The sequence below is a fragment of the Haloarchaeobius salinus genome (genome assembly GCF_024464185.1).
Classification (GTDB): Archaea; Halobacteriota; Halobacteria; order Halobacteriales; family Natrialbaceae; genus Haloarchaeobius; species Haloarchaeobius salinus.
Genome location: NZ_JANHAU010000005.1, coordinates 230,413 through 249,112, shown reverse-complemented (window position 1 = coordinate 249,112; position 18,700 = coordinate 230,413). Strand labels below are relative to the sequence as shown.

The window sequence follows — 18,700 nt, the reverse complement described above, 5'->3', positions numbered from 1 at the left end:
TTTCAGTCGTGGAGCGCAGCCGTCAGCACGAGGACGGCGAGGACCAGCAGGACGAGCGACGGGAGCGTGGCCTCGGGAGCCTGGATCCCGGCGACCTCCCTGCTGAGTCGGATGGCGACCCACGCGACCACGAGCGTCGCGACCCCGTGCATCGCCTCGATGCTCCAGGTCCGCGCCCGACGGCCGAGCTGCGTCCCGACCGAGATCGCGTTCTCGCCGAGGTCCCACGCGACGATGCAGAGCGTGCCAGCGAGCACCTGCTCCGTCCCGGTCGTCTCCTGGAGGACCGAGCTCGCGAGCACGGCGACGAACGCCAGCCCGACCCCGATGCGGAGCGACCACCGCGAGCCCGTCCCACGGATGGGTGCGAGCGCCAGTCCGACCAGGACGACGCCGACGAGACCGGGGAGGACGTCGAGGAAGGCCGGCGGACGTCCGAGCGAGGCGAGCGCGTAGCCGATGCCCCCGACGGCCACGACGAGCCCGGCGGCAGCGACGACGAACCCGAAGACCCGCCAGCCACGTCGCGCGAGCGACGCCCCGAGCGCCACGACGACGAGCCCGGCTATCTCGACGGCGAGCCCGGTACCGACGACGGATTCGTGGCCGACCAGCGACACCGCGTAGGCCACGACCAGCACGGCGAGCAGACTGCTCACCCACGCGGGGCGCTTCGAGACGGTCACGGCGTTGTTCACGACAGCCACCTCGTCTGGGTCGCGGCCACCGAGCGACCGAGGGGCACCTCGGGGTCCCACTCGACGACCGGTATGTCGCCGGCTCGCAGCATCGTGACGCGGTTCGACCGCTCGATGGCCGCGAGCTGCCGGCCGAGCGAGTCGGTCTGCACCACGTCCGGGCTGACGACGCTCACCGGATAGCCGTAGGCGTCCAGCCGGCGTACGGTCGTGACGATCCAGTCGTCACAGAGCGGCGAGAGCAGGATGAGCTGTGCGCCGTCGGGCAACCGCTCGCGCAGCGTCTGGAACTGTCGGTCCTGGTCGTCGTCGTTCGACGGCGGCACCGGGTGGAACGCCGGGTGCGTCGCGAGCGCCTGCTGGGTCCGGACGAGGTGCTCCCGGCCGTTGCCGGTCGGGACCCAGCAGAACTCCCTGCCGAACGCCGCGACGCCGGCCTGGTTGCGGTCGCCGAGCAGCTGGACGAGCAGCTGCTCGGCGGCGGAGACACAGAGCCCGACGGCGTGGATGTCGTCGTTCGTGGCGTGGTACGCACTCGAACGGGCGTCGACGAGCACGACGACGTTCACCGAGCGCTCGGTCCTGAACTCGATGGTGGCCAGCTCGTTCGTCCGCGCGTAGCGCTTCCAGTCCACCCGGTTCTTCGCGTCGCCGTGTTTGTACTCGCGGGTCCGGTCGAACTCGATCCCCTGTCCGACCTGTGCCGAGAGCACGCGCCCGACGTAGTCGAGTGTCTGGGGGCGCAGCGGCGACGATTCGAGGTCCGCGGTGCAGTCGATCTCGGTCTCGCCGACCACCGTCGTCTCCAGCTCGTGCTCGCCGCTGAGGTCCCTGACGACGGCCGTCGCCGGCTGGAACCGGTGCTTGCCCCGCTTGGCCTCGACGGTGTAGGAGAACGTCGCCTCGGCCCCGGGACGTAACACCGCACCGCGCCGGGGCGAGTCCGCGACGACGGAGAGCGCCGGCGGGACGCCGTCGACGAACCGGAGGTCGAACAGCGGCCGGTCGCCGTCGTTCCGGACCGTCGTCTCCACCTCGACGTACTCGCCGTTCTTCGGTGTGGTCTCGCTCAGCCGGCGTTCGACGGACAGCACGGGCTCCCACGCGGGACTCACCGCCGGGTAGACCGCGTAGACGACGCCGACCGCCGCGAGGACGAGGAGGGACGCCCGCTGTGCCGCCAGACCGACGACGAGCGCCAGCGCGGAGAACACGAGCACGCCACGCCAGCGGTTCGTATCCTCGAACTGGCTCACGAACGACCCACCCCGGACTGCTGGCGGCCAGCGGTGTCGGAACCAGCCCGCTGCTCGGCGGTCGACCCGACCGCCTCGCTGGCGTCGACCAGCGCGCGGGCGGTCCGGTGGGCACCGACCTGTACCCACGGCCGGAGCCTGAGCCACGACCGGAGTACCGCGCTCACCCTGTCCCGCCGTCGCGTGCCGTCCGCCAGGAACAGCGCCGCGTAGTGGTCGTCCGTCCAGTCCCCGGTCGCGACGCGCAGCTCCGCCTCGGACCGGCTGCAGTTCTCCGACCGCATCAGCCAGTGCACGAGGTCGCTGTGGAGCCGCTCGCGTATCGCTGCCCGGTCCGTTCCACCGACGAGGGGGAGCAGGGCGAGGCGGCTCCCCATCGCGGCGTCGAAGTCGTCCCCGGGGACCGGCAGCGAGATGGCCCGCTCCGGGTCGGGCGTGGTCACCTCGTCGACGTTCCCGGGACGGCCGGAGGCGACGAGCAGGAGCGCGAGCCCGAAGCCCGTGGCCGCGACCACGGCGACGACGAGGTAGTCGTTGCCGAGCATGTCGACGGCCACATCGACCGGGAGCAGGTTCGCGATGTCGCCCTGCGTCAGCAGGAAGCCCGCGATTGCGGCGATGCCGACCAGTCCGAGGCCCGCCCGTCGGAGCTTCACGTGGCACCCCCGTACTGGCGCTTGAACTCATCGACAGTCTCACGGGCCCGGCGGGACCGCTCCGGCGTGACGGGCTGGCCCGCGTACCGGACCTGCTCGTAGAGGTCCGTGAGCGTCCGGGCGAGCGACGGGTCCGCCCCGGCGGCTCGCGCGGCCTGCTCGCACTCGCGGGGCGTCTTCGAGACGTTCTGGTCGAGACCGAGCGTGCGGATCATCTCGTACCAGGCCGCGCTCACCTCGTCCTCCGGATCGGCCACGTAGGTGACCGACTCGGACTGTGCGGTGCGTTCGGTGTCCCGACCGTCGAACAGGCCGATGAGCCGGTGACGGACCAGGTACAGGAGCGCGAGCGCGCCGAGGAGCAACACGAGCGGCAACAGCCGGCCGAGCAGCGCGAGGAGCCGGTCGAGCAGCGACTGCTCCGGCGCGCTCGGTGTCGACCCCTGTCCCTGTTGTTCACCGGGTGCCTCCTGCTCGCCGTCGACGTCCGGGTCGGCACCGGCTTCGTCCTGCGGGTCACCGCCCATATCACGGGGGACGTCGCGACGCTCGTCGCCATCGCCGTCAACCAGCTGCTGGGCGTCGCCCGTCTCCCCGCTCTCCGGGTCGACCGAGCCCTGCTCGCCTTCGTCGTCGGGGACGACCCGCTGTCCGGTGGTCCCCTCATCGGTGCTCGGGCCGCCCTCGTTCTCGCCAGTCACCGCGTCGCGCAGCTCGCCCGCGTCGTCCTCGCTGAACGGCAGCGAGGAGTAGTCGACGTCGATCACCTCGTCCGGTTCCGTCGTCACGGCGTCGCCGAGCGCGTTCGAACTCGCGCCGAGTGCGAACAGCAGACAGACGGCGAGCCCGACGCTCAGTGCGTTCCCTCGCTCCATGCTGGTGCGTGACTCGTCTGGCTACTCGGATGTGGCACTGATAACTATACGGCGCATAGTCCGTGTAAGCGGTCTCTGCCCCCGCAGCGACCGTGCTGCCGGTATCCTAAGCAACTGCTTCCAGTCGAGTCGGCACTCTCTGTGTAACAGTAGTTCAGTGCCTTCGGCCGGGTAGTGCAGTGCTGTCGTATCACACGGTCTCGTACGTGCACCATTACTATTCCCCGGTCCGCGGTCCCATCGAGTATGTCCGGACAACTGTCCGAGGACGACTGGCGGCGGATCGAACGCTTCGCGAAAACCCCGGCATACGAGCGCCAACCCGAACAGTTACTGCCAGAGGCCGACGAGGAAGTCGAGGCCGACTGAGTCACTCGACGAGGTTCTGTGCCTCGATCTGCTCCCAGATACGCTCCCCTTTCTCGGTGATACCGTAGACCCGGCCCTTGCGCCGGTTCTCCGGCACCAGCAGCTCCACGAGGTCGCGGTCACGCAGCTCGTTCAACGCCCGCGAGACGTGCGTGATGGCGACGTCCCACTCTCCCGCGATCTGCGAGGGCGTCGCGGGCCCCTCGTCGAGCCGTCGAAGCACCGTCACGCGGTAGTTCGAGCTGATGACGAAACCGATGTCGTTCCACTCGTCGCTCACGCCGACCACCTCGTAGTGCTCGGATAACAAAGCGCGGAGCCCGTCTCGGAGTACTCGAGCCATGGAACACGTCCATCCCGACGAAGGCACCGACCAGACGACCTGCGAGAACTGCGGGACGCACGTCTCCGCCAGCTTCGTCCGGGTCTTCGGAGACAACGAGGGGACGCTCCACCGCTGCTCGGAGTGTACCACGGTGAGCGAGCTGATGGACGGGCTGGGGAGCGGTCCCCGACAGTGACGCCCGACCGGTACCGGTGGGTGGGTCGCGACATCAGCGCCCACCCCGCTGGACCGGGATGCTGTCCATCTCGCTGTTACGGCGGCGGTTCGTGATGAAGTGTACTGTGGACAACATGGCGAACGCGACGACGATGACGACACCCGCCACCGGAGTGCTCAACGCGCCCAGAACTGGGACGTTGGCGATGACGAGCAGGAAGAAGGCGGCCGACAGCCCCGCGAGCGCGACGTAGTATCGGTGCCACGGTACCTCCTCCTCCTCCTGGTCCGGCATGTAGCGGTCGATCTCGCGGGCCTGGTCGGCGAGTTCGATGAGACCGGTGTCGGGGTCGTAGGTGATGAGCCCGACCGACTCCAGCTTCGGGACGTGTGTCTGGTAGACCGAGACGTACACCCGCTTACTCTGTTTGTCGGTGAGTTCATCCACGGTCGTATCGTTCTCCCACGCGGCGATCTGGTTGGCGAGGTCCATCAGCTCTATCGGTTCGTCCCGCTTCTGCAGTCGTGAGAGGATGAACCGGCGACGCGAGTTGCTGAGGATGTCGAACACGACGTCCTGGGTCAGCCCCTCTCCCTCTGTTTCTGACATTACTGGGGATTGCGCCGCCACGTGCAATGTGGCCGGATAGAACGGTGTACGTTCGATGACCGCTTAGTTATCGAGCAGTTAGCGACCGTATGACGATGATACTCATCTCCGAGCGCCGGGACCGAAAACGGTTCGTTACTCATCTGTTCACTCCACCGTGACGCTCTTGGCGAGATTCCGTGGTTTGTCGATGTCGCGCCCGAGGGCGTCGGCGACGTGATACGAGACGAGCTGGAGCTGTACGTTCGCGAGGAGCCCGCGCAGACACGGGACGGTCTCCGGAATCGTGAGTACGTCGTCGACGACGGCCGTCACCTTGTCGTGATCCTGGTGGGTGATCCCGATGACCGGTGCCCCCCGGGCTTTGACCTCCTGGACGTTGCCGAGGGTCTTCTCGACGTTGCGACCGGTGAAGACGGCGAACACCGGTGTCTTAGGCCCGACGAGCGCGAGCGGGCCGTGTTTCAGCTCGCCCGCTGCGAACCCCTCCGCGTGCTCGTAGGTGATCTCCTTGAACTTCAGTGCACCCTCCAGCGCGACGGGGTAGCCCTCCGCGCGCCCGATGAAGAAGTACGCGTCCTGTCCGCGGTAGCTCTCGATCAGGTGCGAGACCTCGTTGGTCCCGAGGAGCGACTCGAGCTGGTCCGGGAGCGACTCGAGCCCCGAGAGCAGCGTGTCGAGCGAGTCGCTGTAGGAGCCGGTGCGGTCCCGGGTGAGCACCTCAGCGAGCAGCGCGAGCGTCACCACCTGCGACGAGAACGTCTTGGTCGCGGCGACACCGATCTCCGGGCCGGCCCGGATGAACAGGGCGTCGTCGAACTCACGGGCCGCGGTCGACCCGACCACGTTCGTCACCGCGAGCGTGCGTGCCCCGGCGTCCTGCGCGTGCCGGAGCGACGCGAGCGTGTCGGCGGTCTCGCCGCTCTGTGTGACACCCACCACGAGGGTGTCTTCCTCCAGTGGTGGCGGGTTCGTCGCGTACTCGCCAGCACTGTGGACGTTCGACGGGATGCCGCGGTCGAGGAGGAACTGCCGCGCGTAGAGGGCGGCGTGGTACGAGGTCCCGCAGGCGACGAACTGCACGTCGCGGACGTCCGCGAACTCCCCCGGCTCGAACTCGTCGAGCGCGAGGTACTCCCGACCGTCGGGAATGCGGCCCTGGATGCTCTGTCTGACCGCGTGGGGTTGCTCGTGGATCTCCTTCAGCATGAAGTGGTCGTAGCCGCGCTTGGTCGCGTCCTCCGGGCTCCAGTCGACGGTCTCGCGGTCCGGCGACACGTCCTCGCCGAACGGACTGCTGACCGTCGGACCGTCGCGGGACAGTACGACCACGTCACCGTCCTCGATGTACACCACGTCGTTGGTGTGTTCGAGGAACGCCGGCACGTCGCTCGCGAGGTAGAACTCGTTCCCGTCAAGCCCGAGGACGAGCGGCGAGCCCTCGCGGGTTGCGAACAGCCGGTCGTCGTCCGCGAACACGACGACGACGGCGAAGCTCCCCTCCAGCCGGTCGACGGCCCGCCTGAACGCGGCCTCGGGGTCGAGTCCCTCGCGCCTCGCCGACTCGATGAGGTGGGGGATCACCTCGGTGTCGGTGTCGCTCTCGAACTCGTGTCCCGCGGCCTCGAGTTCGCTGCGGAGCTCGTCGTGGTTCTCGACGATGCCGTTGTGGACGACCGCCACCCGCCCGCGGCAGTCGGTGTGGGGGTGTGCGTTGCGGTCGCTCGGCTCGCCGTGGGTGCTCCACCGTGTGTGGCCGATGCCGACTGAGCCCGCGATCGAGCGACCGTCCAGCGCAGTCTCCAGCGCCGAGAGCTCACCCTCACGTTTGCAGACGGTGATGTCGCTGTCGCGGACGGCGACACCAGCGGAGTCGTATCCCCGATACTCCAGATTGGCGAGACCGTCGAGCAACGTGTCGACGGCACCGTCCGTTCCGACGTACCCGATGATGCCACACATCAGTCGCCCTCGCTGCCTGTGTGACGGTCGGTCGGTCCGTGCTGTAGGAATGTGAGTGTGTACATTGTGAGTTCTCCCCCGCGGTCTCGCGGGGAATACGATACCGAAGCGTCCGTCAGTATCCGTATAGTTATACGTCAGTTGGGCCGGCCCGGAAACTAGCGATGTCCGGTAGCACGTTCCTACAGGCGGCCGGCTGGCTAGCCGACCAGCTGATCGGTGGTCACGAAGCGCAGGGGGCAGAGAGCGTGGGCCGTCGCCCGGTCGGCCGCACCCTCGAAGACACGTAACAGACCTCGGTCACTCGCTCCATCCCGTCGGGAACTGGCCGTCGCCGCTCAGCGCCAGCACCAGCAGGGAGGTGAAGACGACGAGACCACCCGCGACGACCCCCGGGAAGCCGCCGAACGCCGCGAGAGCGTACCCGATGACGGCCACGCTTCCGAGCATGACCGCCTGCCGCGAGCCGTCGTCGCGGTCCGTGTCCACGTTGAGATACGGCTCGAGCTGGTCGACGTTCGGTCCCTGCGAGATGGTCCCCCGGTTCTTGTCGAACGCGACGATACCGGAGTCCGCCATCTTCGGCAGGTGGCACTGGTAGAGGCCGACGTAGACGCGTTTGCGCTGTTGCGCCGACAGGGCCTGTTTCGTCGTGTCGTTCTCGATGGCCGCGATGTGCTCCGCGAGATCGCCCAGCGCGACCGTCTCCTCCTCGGTCTCGTCGAGGTACTGCAACACCAGCCGTCGACGTTCGTTTCGTATAATCTCGAAGACGATGTCGAGCGGTAGCTCGCGGCCCGTGGCTGTCGACGACTCCTGGTCGTCCACACTCGTCTCTCCCCCCGTTTTGGTCTCTCCGGTCGGTTCTCCACTGTCTGTCGGAACCGCATCGTTCTGGGCACTCATTTCCGTTGTATCCTGGTCGCGTATCGTTCGAACTCCCTGTCAATCAGCACCAAATCAGCACCAGACGGTCGCCTACTGCAAAGGGTACGAGGCGATTCTGCCGCCGTTCGCCAACGTCCCAACCATGAGTACTAATGACAAGCCCGATTATAAAATTAATTCCACGAATCTTACCATAACCCAGGCCAACTGGGACTGTCAGTTGCGGATTAATAGAGGAGAGAGCGGTCCGGTCCCGTTACGACGCCCGCCTTCAATCACCGTTGTAATCGTGTTGGCAATAATCCACTATTTGCGGTGGTCGTGTCAGAGTAGGGTTATCTCGATGGTTCCGTCGCCGGAGACGAAGATACGGCACCCCTCGTAGAGGAAGGAGACCGAGAGTGGGGACCCCGCAGATCTGACGAGCGAGTCCAGCGATTCGCAATCGATCGTCGAACCGAGTGGGTCCAGCTCCGTTACGTCCTGTCCCGTCGCTTCTGCGACAGCGACCGCGATCGTCGTCGCGACCGACTCGTCGCCGTGCTGTTCGAACTCCGTGTCGTACTCATCGATGGTGCCCGCGTCACCGTTTGTGGTGCTTCCCTGGTTCATAGCTGGTGCCCGAGTGTCGCCGATACCAACTACCGTTCGCTCTTACTGTCAACAATCTCTACTGTGTTATGCCCGGTGGCGAATCCTCGGATACCTGCTATAGAAAGGGCATTCTAAATAAATCACCCGGAATCTCTCTCTGCAGGTTCAGAGTTTATATCGTCGAGATGACTGTTATGAGCGCGGTCGAGGAGCATGGCGACGAACAGCGCGGCGACCGACAGGCCGGCCAGTCTGCCCGTCCGCTCGGACCGGCCCAGAACGCCGGCGAGGGCGGCGAGAAGGACGCCGAAGCAACCCAGGGCGTAGAGGCCGGGAACGTCCCGCACGCGCTGGTCGAGATACCGGACCCTGAGCCGCCAGAGGAAGCTCCTGAACAGCATCCCCGACACCCGGGGCACGTACGAGCCGAGTGAGATGCCGCTCTGTTCCTCCCCGTAGGTGACCGGCCGCGGCACGTCGACGACCCTGAACTCGTGAGCGTTCAGGCGGACGAGCAGTTCGTTGCAGTAGCCGTAGTACTCGTAGAGCTCCTCGATGTCGACTGTGTCGAGTGCCTCGAGCGAGATCGCCGTGTAGCCGCTCTGGGGGTCGCCCGTCGACCAGTAGCCGCTCGCGATCCGGGTGAGAAACTCGAGTACGCGGTTCCCGAACCGCCTGAGTCGTGGCATCCGGCGGATATCGTCACCCGAGACGAACCGGTTCGCCTTCACGTACGCCGCGTCCCCCGCGACAACGGGGTCCAGCAGACTGTCGAATATCTCCACCTCCATCTGCCCGTCCCCCGCCATCACGACCGTGACGTCGGTGCGGTCCTGTCGTGCTCGCAGGTAGCCCGTCCTGATCGCTCCGCCGACACCACGGTTCCGCTCGTGCCGTATCGTGTCCACGGTCGGGCCGTCCGGTCGTTCGTTCCAGGTCGCTGCCGCCGCCTGCATCTCACGGAACGTCCCGTCGGTGGAACAGTCGTCGATGGCGTACACCCTGTCGACACAGGGCGGAACCGATTCGATCACGTCGCCGACGAATCCCTCCTCGTCGTACGCGGGGACGACGACACCGATTGTTTGGCCTTCGTACATAGTGGTTGTCCGGGGGCGCGTGGAACTGGAGTCAGTCCGCGGGCATTGTTAGCCGGCGGTTGTCGAACCGGGTCGCATCGAGACGGTGGGCAGATGGGCAGTAGGGGCATCCGTTGATGGCACACACGGAGCATAACAATGGGCCGACTGCCCGCAGACCACTGCGATGTATCAACCGGACACGAGCGAGCCAGACGGGGACAGCGGGACCGGTCACGTTGTGACCCCCCACCTGACCAGGTCCGTCCTCGCCTGTCTCGCGATCGCCCTGATGGTCCTCCTCGCTGCGGCGGTGGTCGGCGGCGCGACCACCCCGCCACCGGACACCTACGCCGTCGTCCAGGGGGACCGGTGTGTCGCCGTCGCGCCCGTCACGGGCGGCCAGTCCGTCGAGTCGGCGTACGACTACCGGACACCGTTCCCCAACCAGACCGGGAACCCATCGGCGAGCGACTACAGCGCACACGGCTTCCGGCAGTACCAGGCCAGCCGGACCACGACCATGCTGTTCTACAGCGGCCCGCAGGGCGACAGCCTGGTCACGCTCAACGGCGAACTCGACAACGCCGATGAGGGCGGTAGCACTGCAACCTTCGAGTTCCAGAACCTCCCGCAGAGCGGCTCCTGGGCGGTCCAGGACGACGACTACCCCGACCGCGACGACGACTGGACGGTCGGGACGACGGAGACGACCGTCGACTGGATGTGGGGACCGGAGCGGACCGACGGCGGCGCGTTCCGCGGCATCGCGTCGGCCACCGAGCCCATCGTCGTGCGTCCCGCGTTCAACGAGCGAGCGACCGCCTGGGGAGAGTGGGAGCACTCGGGGACAGCCGACCACCGCGTCCAGCGGTGGCGGCTGGTCGACGACGGTGGGCAGACCGTGACCCTCGACATGACCGAGCCGATACTCGTCGCCCCGGGGAGCTGTGCGGATTTCTCGCTGCCGGCACCGTCGGTCGGGGCGACACCCGACGATGTGCCCCGTAACCGGCCGGTGACACTGAGCGCGACCGCCGACGGCGTTGTTCCCGCCACCAGCTATCGCTGGGACCTCGACGGCGACGGCACCGTCGACAGGGTCACGGAGACTGCCACCACCGAGGTCAGCTACGCGAGCGCCGGAACGTACACGGCGAGTGTCGTCGCGGCCAGCGCCGTCGGCACGAGCGATCCCGCGTCGGTGACCGTCCGTGTCGGCCAGTCCGACGAGCCGGCCATCGGCGTCCGCGACGTGTCGGTAGAGTCTGCCGTCGCCGGCGAGCCGACGCCGGTCCGGGTCGACCTCGTCAACGACGGCGGTGGCGAGGGCAGCATCCAGGTCGACGTCGTCGCGGACGACGACCGCGTCGGCTCCCGGGAGGTGTCCGTCTCCGCGCTCTCGAACGAGAGCGTGACGGTGAACGCGACGTTCCCCGAGGAAGGCGAGTACACCGTCGAGGTCGGCAGTGCTCGAACCGAGGTTTCGGTTGCGGAGGCCCAGCCGGAGCTCGCGGTTTCGGACGTTGCGGTCGACGACCCGGTTCCCGTGGACGAGCCGTTCACCATCACGGCGAGCGTCGAGAACGTCGGCAACGCGGCGGCTGAGTTCGACGTGCGCCTCCAGCTGTTCGGGGAGGTCGTCGAGAGCCGGGAGGTCGCCCTGGACGACGGTGAGCGCCGCGCTGTCGAGTTCGACGTGACGGTCAGCGCACCGGGGTCCTACACCGCGCGCGTCGGCGACCGCACTGCCGAGTTCGACGTGCGCGACAGTGGTGAAGCCACGGCGTCGCCGACCACGACACCCGGCGGGGCCGGAACCGGCTCGACGCCGGGATACGGTCTCCTGGCAGGCATCTTCGCCCTCGCTGCCGTGCTGGTCCACCTGCTCCATCGGGCGAGCGGATGAGCCCCGAAGCGAGAAAGACCCCCCTGCGATACCGGATAGCAGGCTGTTACCCCGGTCAGCTACTCTGTAACAATGCGAGGAGCATCGGTACGCCTGCGTATGCGACTCAGACACCTGAAGTCGTCGAGCGTCGTCGTCGAGGAGGGCGACACCCGCGTCCTCTGTGACCCCTGGCTCGTCGACGGGGCGTTCTACGGCTCGTGGGCCCACTACCCGCCGCTGTCGTTCGAACCGGAGGACTACGCGGACGTGGACTACATCTACGTCTCGCACATCCACCCGGACCACTGCCATCCGGAGACGCTCCAGCGCCTCGACACCGACACGCCGGTCATCGTCCACGACTACCAGTGGGACTTCCTCGCCGACAACCTGCGTCGATGGGGGTTCGACGTCATCGAACTGCCCCACGACGAGCGGATGCACCTCGGCGACGACCTCCACCTGAACGTGCTGGCCTCGGACGACTGCGACCCGGAGGTCTGTGGGAAGTACTTCGGCTGCGGCTGGTTCATGGACGACGTGACCGGCGGCACCGACGGGTCGACCCAGATCGACTCCATGGGCGTGTTCGACGACGGCGAGCACGTCCTCGTGAACGCCAACGACTGCCGGTGGCCGATGACCGCCGCCGCCTCACAGCGCGTGCTCGACCGCTACGGCGAGGTCGACATGCTGCTGATGCAGTACGGTGCGGCGAACTTCTACCCGCAGTGCATGCTCGACTACACCCACGAGGAACGCCTCGAGGCCGCCGAGGAGGTCGCCGTCGAGATGTGCCAGGACGCCGAGTCGTTCGTCCAGGTGTTCGAACCGGACTACTACATGCCCTTTGCGGGCAGCTACACGCTCGCCGGGCCGCTCTCGGACCTGAACGAGTACGTCGGCGTGATGCGTCGGGCGGACGCGAAGGAGTACTTCGAGGGGAGCGAGAACGTCCCCGAGGATTCCACCTGCATCTTGCTCAACAGCGAGGAGGCGTTCGACCTCGAGACCGGGACCCAGTCGGCACCGTACACGCCGGTCGACCCCGAGCGGAAGCGGGCGTACGTCGACCAGGAGCTCGCGGACCGGTCGTTCGACTACCACGACGACGAGATGCCCACCCTGGAGGACATGCAGGAACTGCTCCCGGTGGCGTACGACCACATGGAGGAGAAGCGCCGGGGGATCGGCTTCGAGAGCGACACGACCGTCCTGCTCGACCTCGTCGAGGACACGACGGCCGCCCTGTCGCTCCATGGTGACGGCATCGAGTACCTCTCGTCCGACGAGGCGGCCGAGGTCGACGAGTACGTCCGGATGCGTATCGACCCCCGTCTCCTGCAGCGCATCCTGCAGGGACCGGCCCACGCTCACTACAACAACGCCCAGATCGGCTCCCACGTCCACTTCGCGAAGGAGCCCGACGTCTACGAGCGACCGGTGTACTACTGCATGAACTACTTCCACGCCTGAGCGTTGGGTGCAGGGGGTCCGTACGACCTCGTCTTCGGGGGAGCGGACAGCTCAGGAGCCGACCCGTCGCCACGTCGGCAGGTCCTCGGTCACCGTCCCCCACTCGCCGCGACAGTAGGTGAGCGGCGGCGCGGAGGCGTCGAGCACGGCCGCATCGACGACCCGTCCCACGTGGAGCACGTGATCGCCGAGCCCGACGGTCTCGACGTGCTCGCAGTCGAGGAAGGCGACGGCGTCGTCGAACACCGGTGCGCCCGACCGACTCGCCGTGTGGGACCGCCGGAACGGGTCGCCAACGTCGGTGATGCCGGCGAAGTGCTCGGCGAGATCGCGCTGGTCGGCCGCGAGCAGGTTGACACAGAACCCGGTCTCGTCGCCGGTCAGTCGTTCGTGGGTCTCGCTCTCGCGGTCGATGCCGACCACGACGAGCGGCGGTTCGAGCGAGCCGCTGGCGAAGGAACTGACGGTGATCCCGTGCGGGTCGGTACCCTCGTCGCCCGACACGGTGACGACCGTGACCGCGGACGGGCTGTTCGAGAGCGTGGCTTTGAACGTCTCCGGTTGGACGGGTGTCCCTGCCATGCAGCGACATCACTCACTGGACGGATTGTTATTCGCGCCGTTTCGTCGATTCCTCCGCCTCACCCCGACGGCAGTGGCGAGTAGGCGTCTCATTACAATGCGACGGTCGCCCCAGAGAGCGAGATAGTGACCCGAATCGACAGCGCCAGCCCCCCATCGAGCGTCCCGACGACCCGCGACCGACCCCGACGATGAGCGACGCCCACGTCGGTGAGGAGAACCCGACCGCGAGGGAGACGGCCCGGGGCGAGTCCGCGCCCCGGTACTCGTACGACCTCGCGCTGCTCGTCGGCTACGTCCTCGCAGCGGCCGTGCTGCTCGCCGTGCTCGAGAGCGTGATCTGGCGGACCATCGTCGGCGTCCCGGTCGTCACCTTCGCCCCGGGCTACGCACTGGTCGCCGCGTTGCTGCCGGTCCGTGCGGCCGACGCGACGGACCCAGGGAGTCTCGACCGCGTCGAACGGCTGGCCGTCGCCGTCGGTGCGAGCGTCGCGCTCGTCGTCCTCGGTACCCTGGTGCTCTCGTCTCTGTTCCCGGCCGGGCTCGCCACCGTGCCGTTCCTCGAGCTGCTCGTGGCGTGGACGCTGGTCGGTGCAGGTCTTGGCTACATCCGGCGACGAAGCTACCCGCCGGAACGACGCGACGGGATCGTCGATCCACGCACCCTCGTCACCGGGGGTCGGTTCGACCGCCTCGACGTCGTCCTCCTGCTGGCGATGCTGGTCGCGGTCGCGTCGGTCGGCCACGGGCTCGCCGCACCCGGTCCGGACGCCGCACACACCACCGTCACGCTCGTCACCGAGAACGACTCGGGCGAGTACGTCGCCGCCGACTACCCGCGGTCGGTGACCGTCGACGAGTCCGTGGACGCCTCGTTGCTCTTCGAGAACGACGAGGGGGCTCGCACCACGTACACCGTCGTCGCGGTGGTGGAGCGGATCGGTCCGTCCGACCAGGTCGTCCAGCGGAGCCAGCTCGAACGCGAGACCGTGACCGTGCCGGCGGGCGAGCGCGTGGTCCGCGAGCTCTCCGTCACTCCCGACCTGCTCGGCGAGTCCCTGCGGCTGAGCTACTACGTCTACGATGACGAGGTCGCCACGAACCCGAGCCCGGATACCGCAGCCCACCAGCTCTACCTCTGGCTGTCGGTCGAAGAGGCCGGTGACGGTGCGGACGATGGGGAGGACGACGAGGGGGAACGTATCGCCGGTCGGCTACCCAGTGTCGCCGGGACCGGGTCCAGCCCGGGGGGCCGCTGACCGTGTGGCCCTGGGAGCACGTCGCGGTCGCGTACCTCGCGTACAGTCTCGGAAGCCGGGTGGGAGGGGGTCGACCGACCGACGCCGCCGCAGTTGCAGTGGCCGTCGGTGCCCTGTTCCCGGATCTCGTCGACAAGCCGCTGTCGTGGGGAGTCGGTGTGCTGCCCGGCGGCCGTTCGCTCGCGCACTCGCTGCTCGTCGCGGTCCCCGTCGTCCTCGTCGTCGGCCTGTTCGCCCGAGGGCGTCGAGCCAGGGCGGTGGGCGTCGCGTTCGGCGTCGGCTACCTCAGCCACCTGCCGCTCGACGTGGTGGCGTCGGGCGTCTTCGGCGGCGGATTCGACACCAGTTTCCTGCTCTGGCCGCTGACGCCGACGGCGACGGGACAGCCCGACAGCCCGGCGCTGGCCCACCTGCTCGAGCAGCACCGCGAGTTCCTCGCGTTCCTCACCGGGCCGGTCGGTCGACGGTACCTCGCGTTCGAACTGCTCCTGCTGGCCACCACGACGATGCTCTGGTGGCGCGACGGGCTCCCGGGGATCGGCTGGCTGCGGCGTCGGGCCGGCGGGCTCCGCAGGCTCGTCCACGGGTCGTAGTCGAGGCACGGCCGTCCATCCGCGGACATCGTAGCCGGGTGCTACCGTCGGACTCCCGCCGCATAACGAAACCCGTGCCACGGTCCATGGCAGGTAGCATGACACTCACGACAGCAGTCGTCGGTGCCGGGACCGTCTCGGAGACCCACCTCTCCGGCCTCTCGGCCTGCCCACGGACCGAACTCGTTGCCATCGCGGATCTCGACGGCGAGGCGGCCCGGGCGGCGGCCCGCCGGCACGCCATCACGCCCTACACCGACCTGGACCACATGCTCGACAGCGAGTCCCTCGACTGGCTCCACGTCTGCACGCCGGTCAGGACCCACCGCGACATCGCCGTCACCGCCATCGAGCGCGGCATCCCGGTGCTCATCGAGAAACCCGTGACGGAGACCGTGCGGGCCGTCGAGGACATCGCGGACGCCGCCCAGGCCAACGACGTGCCGGCGTCGGTCGTCCACAACCACCTGTTCGGCCCGGCGATACGGGAGGCCCGCGAACGCATCGAAGCCGGCGAGCTGGGGACCATCCGGGGAGTCGACCTGCTGTACACCGGGTCGACCCGGCCCGACGTGCCGAACCGTGGCGAGTGGAGCTTCGAGCTGGTCGGGGGCGAGTTCGAGGAGGGACTCCCCCACCCGCTGTACATCCTGCTGAACGTCGGCGGCTACCCCCGGGACGAGGACGCCGTGCAGGCGACGACGACCCTCGGCGGCGAGTACGAGATGGAGTTCGGCTACGATGGCGCGACGATCCAGTACCCGACCGGCGACGGCCGGCTCTGCTCGGCGACGATGCTCTCGGGGACGGTCCCGCACCGCTCGCTGTACGTTCACGGCGAGGAGGGCTCGCTCGTCGTCGACCTCGTCTCGCAGTCGCTCGTGCCGCTGGAACGCGACTACAAGGCCTCCTCGAAGGCCCGTGCGATGAAGAACGCCGACGAGGTCCTCGCCCGGGGGCGCTCGACGCTCGAGAACCTCGGGGCGGTCGCCCGTCGCGCACGTGACGGCAGCTGGGAGTCCGAGAAGCAGCTCAACGGCCACTTCTACCAGTACGACGAGACCGCCAGGGCCATCGAGGCGGGCGAGCCGATGCCCGTACCGCTCTCGGAAGGCCAGTGGACCGTCCGGCTCCAGCAGGCCATCCGTGACGCCGCGACCGGGCCGCAGGAGAGCAGCACCGAGCACACCCTCGTCGACGACGAGTGACCGTGGAGCACGCTGTTCGCACACCGAGCACAGGCACAGCTCGGTACGTGTCGATTTCAGGAAAGGGGGTGGCGAAGCGGATGGTGAATCCACGTCGGGCGTGGGCGGAACGTGAACCCCGGAGTCGGTGGATGGGTAGTGACGACGTTCAGTCGCAGGGGGTCTGGGGGGTGAGAGACTGGTGACTCTCGACCACGGAGCGCCGCTTCACGGCCACCCCAGAAACTCCTTGGAGGCCGACCCGGATTGTTATAGAGCTGTTTTCAGCTGTGGACCAGAATACATGACAGAAAACAGGGTGTTACTGGTGGGCCATGAGCGTCTCGATTGAACGAGCCGTCAGGGCACTCGGTCGCCGGACCGTTTCCGCGTACCCGTGGACCAGCCGTCCGCTCCGCCACGCTCGCTCGATCTACGCCGGCACCTACCTGACGGCGGTCAAGCTGCGGTCGTACCTGTCGGACGACGCACCCATCGACCCGTTCCGCGTCGACCGCATCCCACCGTCGGCCGTCGAGCGCACCGCCGAGTTCTTCGACGACGAACCGAAGTACCGGCGGGCGGGACAGGTGGTCGGCGGGAACTGGGACCGGCATCCCGAGCGGTTCACCGACCGAACGCTCTACCGGTCGTTCCGGGCGCACTTCCAGGAGGGGGTACCCTGGGAGGAGACCGCGTTCTTCGCGGAGACACTCGAGGAGATAGGGGGCGGTGCGTCAAAGTGGGGCTGTACCTGTCGTGCGGACCTCGAGCAGCGGTGTGCCGACCTCGACCGGCTGTACGCCAACATCGCCAGCAACGGTGTCAGGTCCCAGGCAGAACTGCTCGGAGCCGACGGCATGGAGCCCGCCCGGAAGGACCGCCCGAACGGGCTCGCGCGCCGTATCGAGGACGATATCGCCGTCCACGTCGGCCGCGACGGCGGGTTCCTGTTCTGCGACGGCCGGAACAGACTCGCCATCGCGAAACTGCTGGACGTCGAGTCGATACCGGTCCGCATCATGGTGAGACACGAGGGCTGGCAGTCGTTCCGCGACGACGTCGCGGCGGGTCGTGTCGCCCCCGGCCGGCACGCCGATCACCCCGACATCAGACCGCTGCTCGACTGAGTTCGGACAGGTTCAGGCGTCCGACCGCGCCGCGAGTCGCCGCAGGCCCGCTTCGAGAGCCACCTCCGCCTCGAACCCCAGCTCCTCGCGTGCCTTCCGGACGTCAGCACAGCTGTGTTCGATGTCGGCCGGACGCGGGTCGTCGTGGAGCACGTCGACCCCGCCTGGCACCGTCTCCTGGACGAGCCGTGCGAGCTCCCGAACCGTCGTCGTCTCGCCGGTACCGACGTTGAACGCTTCGCCCGTGGCGTCGGTCGTCGCCGCGGCGAGCATCGACCGTACTACGTCGTCGACGTGGACGAAGTCCCGCGTCTGCGTGCCGTCACCGTGGATCACGAGCGGTTCGCCCTCCCGGGCACGAGAGAGGAACGTGGCGAGGACACCGTTCCGTTGTCCCGGCCCGTAGACGTTGAAGAACCGCAGCGCGACCGCCGGGACGTCGTACCAGTCCTCGTACCGCCGCGCGTAGCGGTCGGCCGCGAGCTTGCCGATGCCGTAGGGGCTCCGGGGGCGGAGCGGCGCATCCTCGGGGATCGGCGTCTCCGTCGGCCGGCCGTACACCGCGGCACTCGACGCGACCACGACCCGTGCGTCCTGCCGGCGTGCCCGGTCGAGCACTGCCGCGGTCCCGACGGCGTTCACGTCGAGCGAGCGCGTCGGCTGCTCGAGTGTCGCCGGTACCGACGAGCACGCCGCGAGGTGGAACACGACGTCCACGCCGGCCATCGCCGCCGCGAGGTCCGCCGACTCCGTCACGTCCCCGTCCAGCACCGCGACCTGGTCGGGCAGCACTGTCCCGTGGCCGTTCGCCCGATGGTCGAGGACACGGGTGTCGGCGACTGGCGCGAGCACCTCGACGAGCCGCTGGCCGATGAAGCCCGCTCCACCGGTGACGAGGACAGTGGCGTCCGCGAGTGCTGCTGTCGCACCTGGCGACGATTCATCCGGGCTTCGACCCACGCCGGTGGCGGTGTCGTGACTGGCTGGCATCCCCCACACTGGCACGGCCGACGGGGTTTGTTATGCACCGTCTGCTGCTCGGAACGGGCGGCCTTCACCGGTGAACGGTCCTGCGCCTTTACCCCCCACCGAC

Annotated in this window: 20 protein-coding genes; 8 read left to right on the top strand and 12 right to left on the bottom strand. The window is 68.0% G+C overall.

Features of this window, described 5'->3' with window-relative positions; all coding sequences use genetic code 11:
- Window positions 1–2: 2 nt before the first annotated feature.
- The 4 genes from NO345_RS16435 to NO345_RS16420 are packed head-to-tail and all read right to left on the bottom strand — an operon-like array spanning window position 3 to window position 3,485.
- A complete protein-coding gene (locus tag NO345_RS16435) occupies window positions 3–698 on the bottom strand; it encodes a DUF7519 family protein (RefSeq protein WP_256301019.1) in 696 nt (231 codons plus the stop codon).
- A complete protein-coding gene (locus NO345_RS16430; protein ID WP_256301017.1) occupies window positions 695–1,954 on the bottom strand; it encodes a DUF58 domain-containing protein in 1,260 nt (419 codons plus the stop codon). Before NO345_RS16430 ends, NO345_RS16435 begins: the two co-directional genes overlap by 4 nt.
- Window positions 1,951–2,610, bottom strand: a complete 660-nt coding sequence (locus NO345_RS16425; RefSeq protein WP_256301015.1) for a DUF7269 family protein — start codon at window positions 2,608–2,610, stop codon at window positions 1,951–1,953. The genes NO345_RS16430 and NO345_RS16425 overlap by 4 nt, the downstream gene beginning before the upstream one ends.
- Window positions 2,607–3,485 carry a DUF4129 domain-containing protein gene (locus NO345_RS16420; protein ID WP_256301013.1) on the bottom strand — a complete coding sequence of 293 codons (879 nt, stop codon included), beginning with the start codon at window positions 3,483–3,485 and terminating at the stop codon, window positions 2,607–2,609. Before NO345_RS16420 ends, NO345_RS16425 begins: the two co-directional genes overlap by 4 nt.
- A 246-nt stretch (window positions 3,486–3,731) precedes the next feature.
- On the opposite strand from NO345_RS16420, the gene NO345_RS16415 reads away from it, so the two are divergent.
- Window positions 3,732–3,854: a hypothetical protein gene (locus NO345_RS16415; protein WP_256301011.1), complete on the top strand. Its 123-nt coding sequence runs from the start codon at window positions 3,732–3,734 to the stop codon at window positions 3,852–3,854.
- Window position 3,855: 1 nt separating this feature from the next.
- On the opposite strand, the gene NO345_RS16410 is transcribed toward NO345_RS16415, so the two are convergent.
- Window positions 3,856–4,197, bottom strand: a complete 342-nt coding sequence (locus tag NO345_RS16410; protein WP_303647059.1) for a winged helix-turn-helix domain-containing protein — start codon at window positions 4,195–4,197, stop codon at window positions 3,856–3,858.
- Here NO345_RS16410 and NO345_RS16405 point away from each other — a divergent pair.
- The gene (locus NO345_RS16405; protein ID WP_256301009.1) at window positions 4,196–4,375 is read left to right on the top strand and encodes a DUF7563 family protein; all 180 of its coding nucleotides are present in this window, start codon (window positions 4,196–4,198) and stop codon (window positions 4,373–4,375) included. The genes NO345_RS16410 and NO345_RS16405 overlap by 2 nt on opposite strands.
- A gap of 33 nt (window positions 4,376–4,408) precedes the next feature.
- Here the strand turns inward: NO345_RS16405 and NO345_RS16400 are convergent, their stop codons facing one another.
- The 5 genes from NO345_RS16400 to NO345_RS16380 form a co-directional block, all read right to left on the bottom strand.
- Window positions 4,409–4,966: a DUF7344 domain-containing protein gene (locus NO345_RS16400; protein WP_256301008.1), complete on the bottom strand. Its 558-nt coding sequence runs from the start codon at window positions 4,964–4,966 to the stop codon at window positions 4,409–4,411.
- Window positions 4,967–5,113: 147 nt separating this feature from the next.
- Window positions 5,114–6,928, bottom strand: coding sequence for a glutamine--fructose-6-phosphate transaminase (isomerizing) (gene glmS / locus NO345_RS16395; RefSeq protein ID WP_256301007.1), 1,815 nt, complete (start codon window positions 6,926–6,928; stop codon window positions 5,114–5,116).
- Between the two features lie 300 nt (window positions 6,929–7,228).
- Window positions 7,229–7,756: a DUF7344 domain-containing protein gene (locus NO345_RS16390; protein WP_256301005.1), complete on the bottom strand. Its 528-nt coding sequence runs from the start codon at window positions 7,754–7,756 to the stop codon at window positions 7,229–7,231.
- Between the two features lie 384 nt (window positions 7,757–8,140).
- Window positions 8,141–8,428, bottom strand: coding sequence for a HalOD1 output domain-containing protein (locus NO345_RS16385; protein WP_256301003.1), 288 nt, complete (start codon window positions 8,426–8,428; stop codon window positions 8,141–8,143).
- 122 nt (window positions 8,429–8,550) lie between these two features.
- The gene (locus tag NO345_RS16380; protein WP_256301001.1) at window positions 8,551–9,510 is read right to left on the bottom strand and encodes a glycosyltransferase family 2 protein; all 960 of its coding nucleotides are present in this window, start codon (window positions 9,508–9,510) and stop codon (window positions 8,551–8,553) included.
- Window positions 9,511–9,781: 271 nt separating this feature from the next.
- Here NO345_RS16380 and NO345_RS16375 point away from each other — a divergent pair, with 271 nt between their 5' ends.
- Entirely contained in the window at window positions 9,782–11,398 is a 1,617-nt protein-coding gene (locus NO345_RS16375) for a CARDB domain-containing protein (RefSeq protein ID WP_256300999.1), read from the top strand.
- 99 nt (window positions 11,399–11,497) lie between these two features.
- A complete protein-coding gene (locus NO345_RS16370; protein WP_256300997.1) occupies window positions 11,498–12,856 on the top strand; it encodes an MBL fold metallo-hydrolase in 1,359 nt (452 codons plus the stop codon).
- Window positions 12,857–12,907: 51 nt separating this feature from the next.
- Here NO345_RS16370 and NO345_RS16365 read toward each other — a convergent pair whose 3' ends face one another.
- Window positions 12,908–13,438, bottom strand: a complete 531-nt coding sequence (locus NO345_RS16365; RefSeq protein WP_256300995.1) for a flavin reductase family protein — start codon at window positions 13,436–13,438, stop codon at window positions 12,908–12,910.
- 191 nt (window positions 13,439–13,629) lie between these two features.
- On the opposite strand from NO345_RS16365, the gene NO345_RS16360 reads away from it, so the two are divergent.
- The 4 genes from NO345_RS16360 to NO345_RS16345 all read left to right on the top strand — a co-directional run bounded on the left by NO345_RS16360 (window position 13,630) and on the right by NO345_RS16345 (window position 17,607).
- The gene (locus NO345_RS16360; RefSeq protein ID WP_256300993.1) at window positions 13,630–14,697 is read left to right on the top strand and encodes a DUF1616 domain-containing protein; all 1,068 of its coding nucleotides are present in this window, start codon (window positions 13,630–13,632) and stop codon (window positions 14,695–14,697) included.
- 2 nt (window positions 14,698–14,699) lie between these two features.
- Entirely contained in the window at window positions 14,700–15,290 is a 591-nt protein-coding gene (locus NO345_RS16355; RefSeq protein WP_256300991.1) for a metal-dependent hydrolase, read from the top strand.
- A gap of 98 nt (window positions 15,291–15,388) precedes the next feature.
- Window positions 15,389–16,498, top strand: coding sequence for a Gfo/Idh/MocA family protein (locus tag NO345_RS16350; protein WP_256300989.1), 1,110 nt, complete (start codon window positions 15,389–15,391; stop codon window positions 16,496–16,498).
- A gap of 314 nt (window positions 16,499–16,812) precedes the next feature.
- Window positions 16,813–17,607 (top strand): hypothetical protein, encoded by a 795-nt coding sequence (locus NO345_RS16345; RefSeq protein ID WP_256300987.1) that lies wholly within the window; start codon window positions 16,813–16,815, stop codon window positions 17,605–17,607.
- A gap of 12 nt (window positions 17,608–17,619) precedes the next feature.
- Here the strand turns inward: NO345_RS16345 and NO345_RS16340 are convergent, their stop codons facing one another.
- A complete protein-coding gene (locus NO345_RS16340; protein ID WP_256300985.1) occupies window positions 17,620–18,597 on the bottom strand; it encodes an NAD-dependent epimerase/dehydratase family protein in 978 nt (325 codons plus the stop codon).
- Window positions 18,598–18,700: the final 103 nt, after the last annotated feature.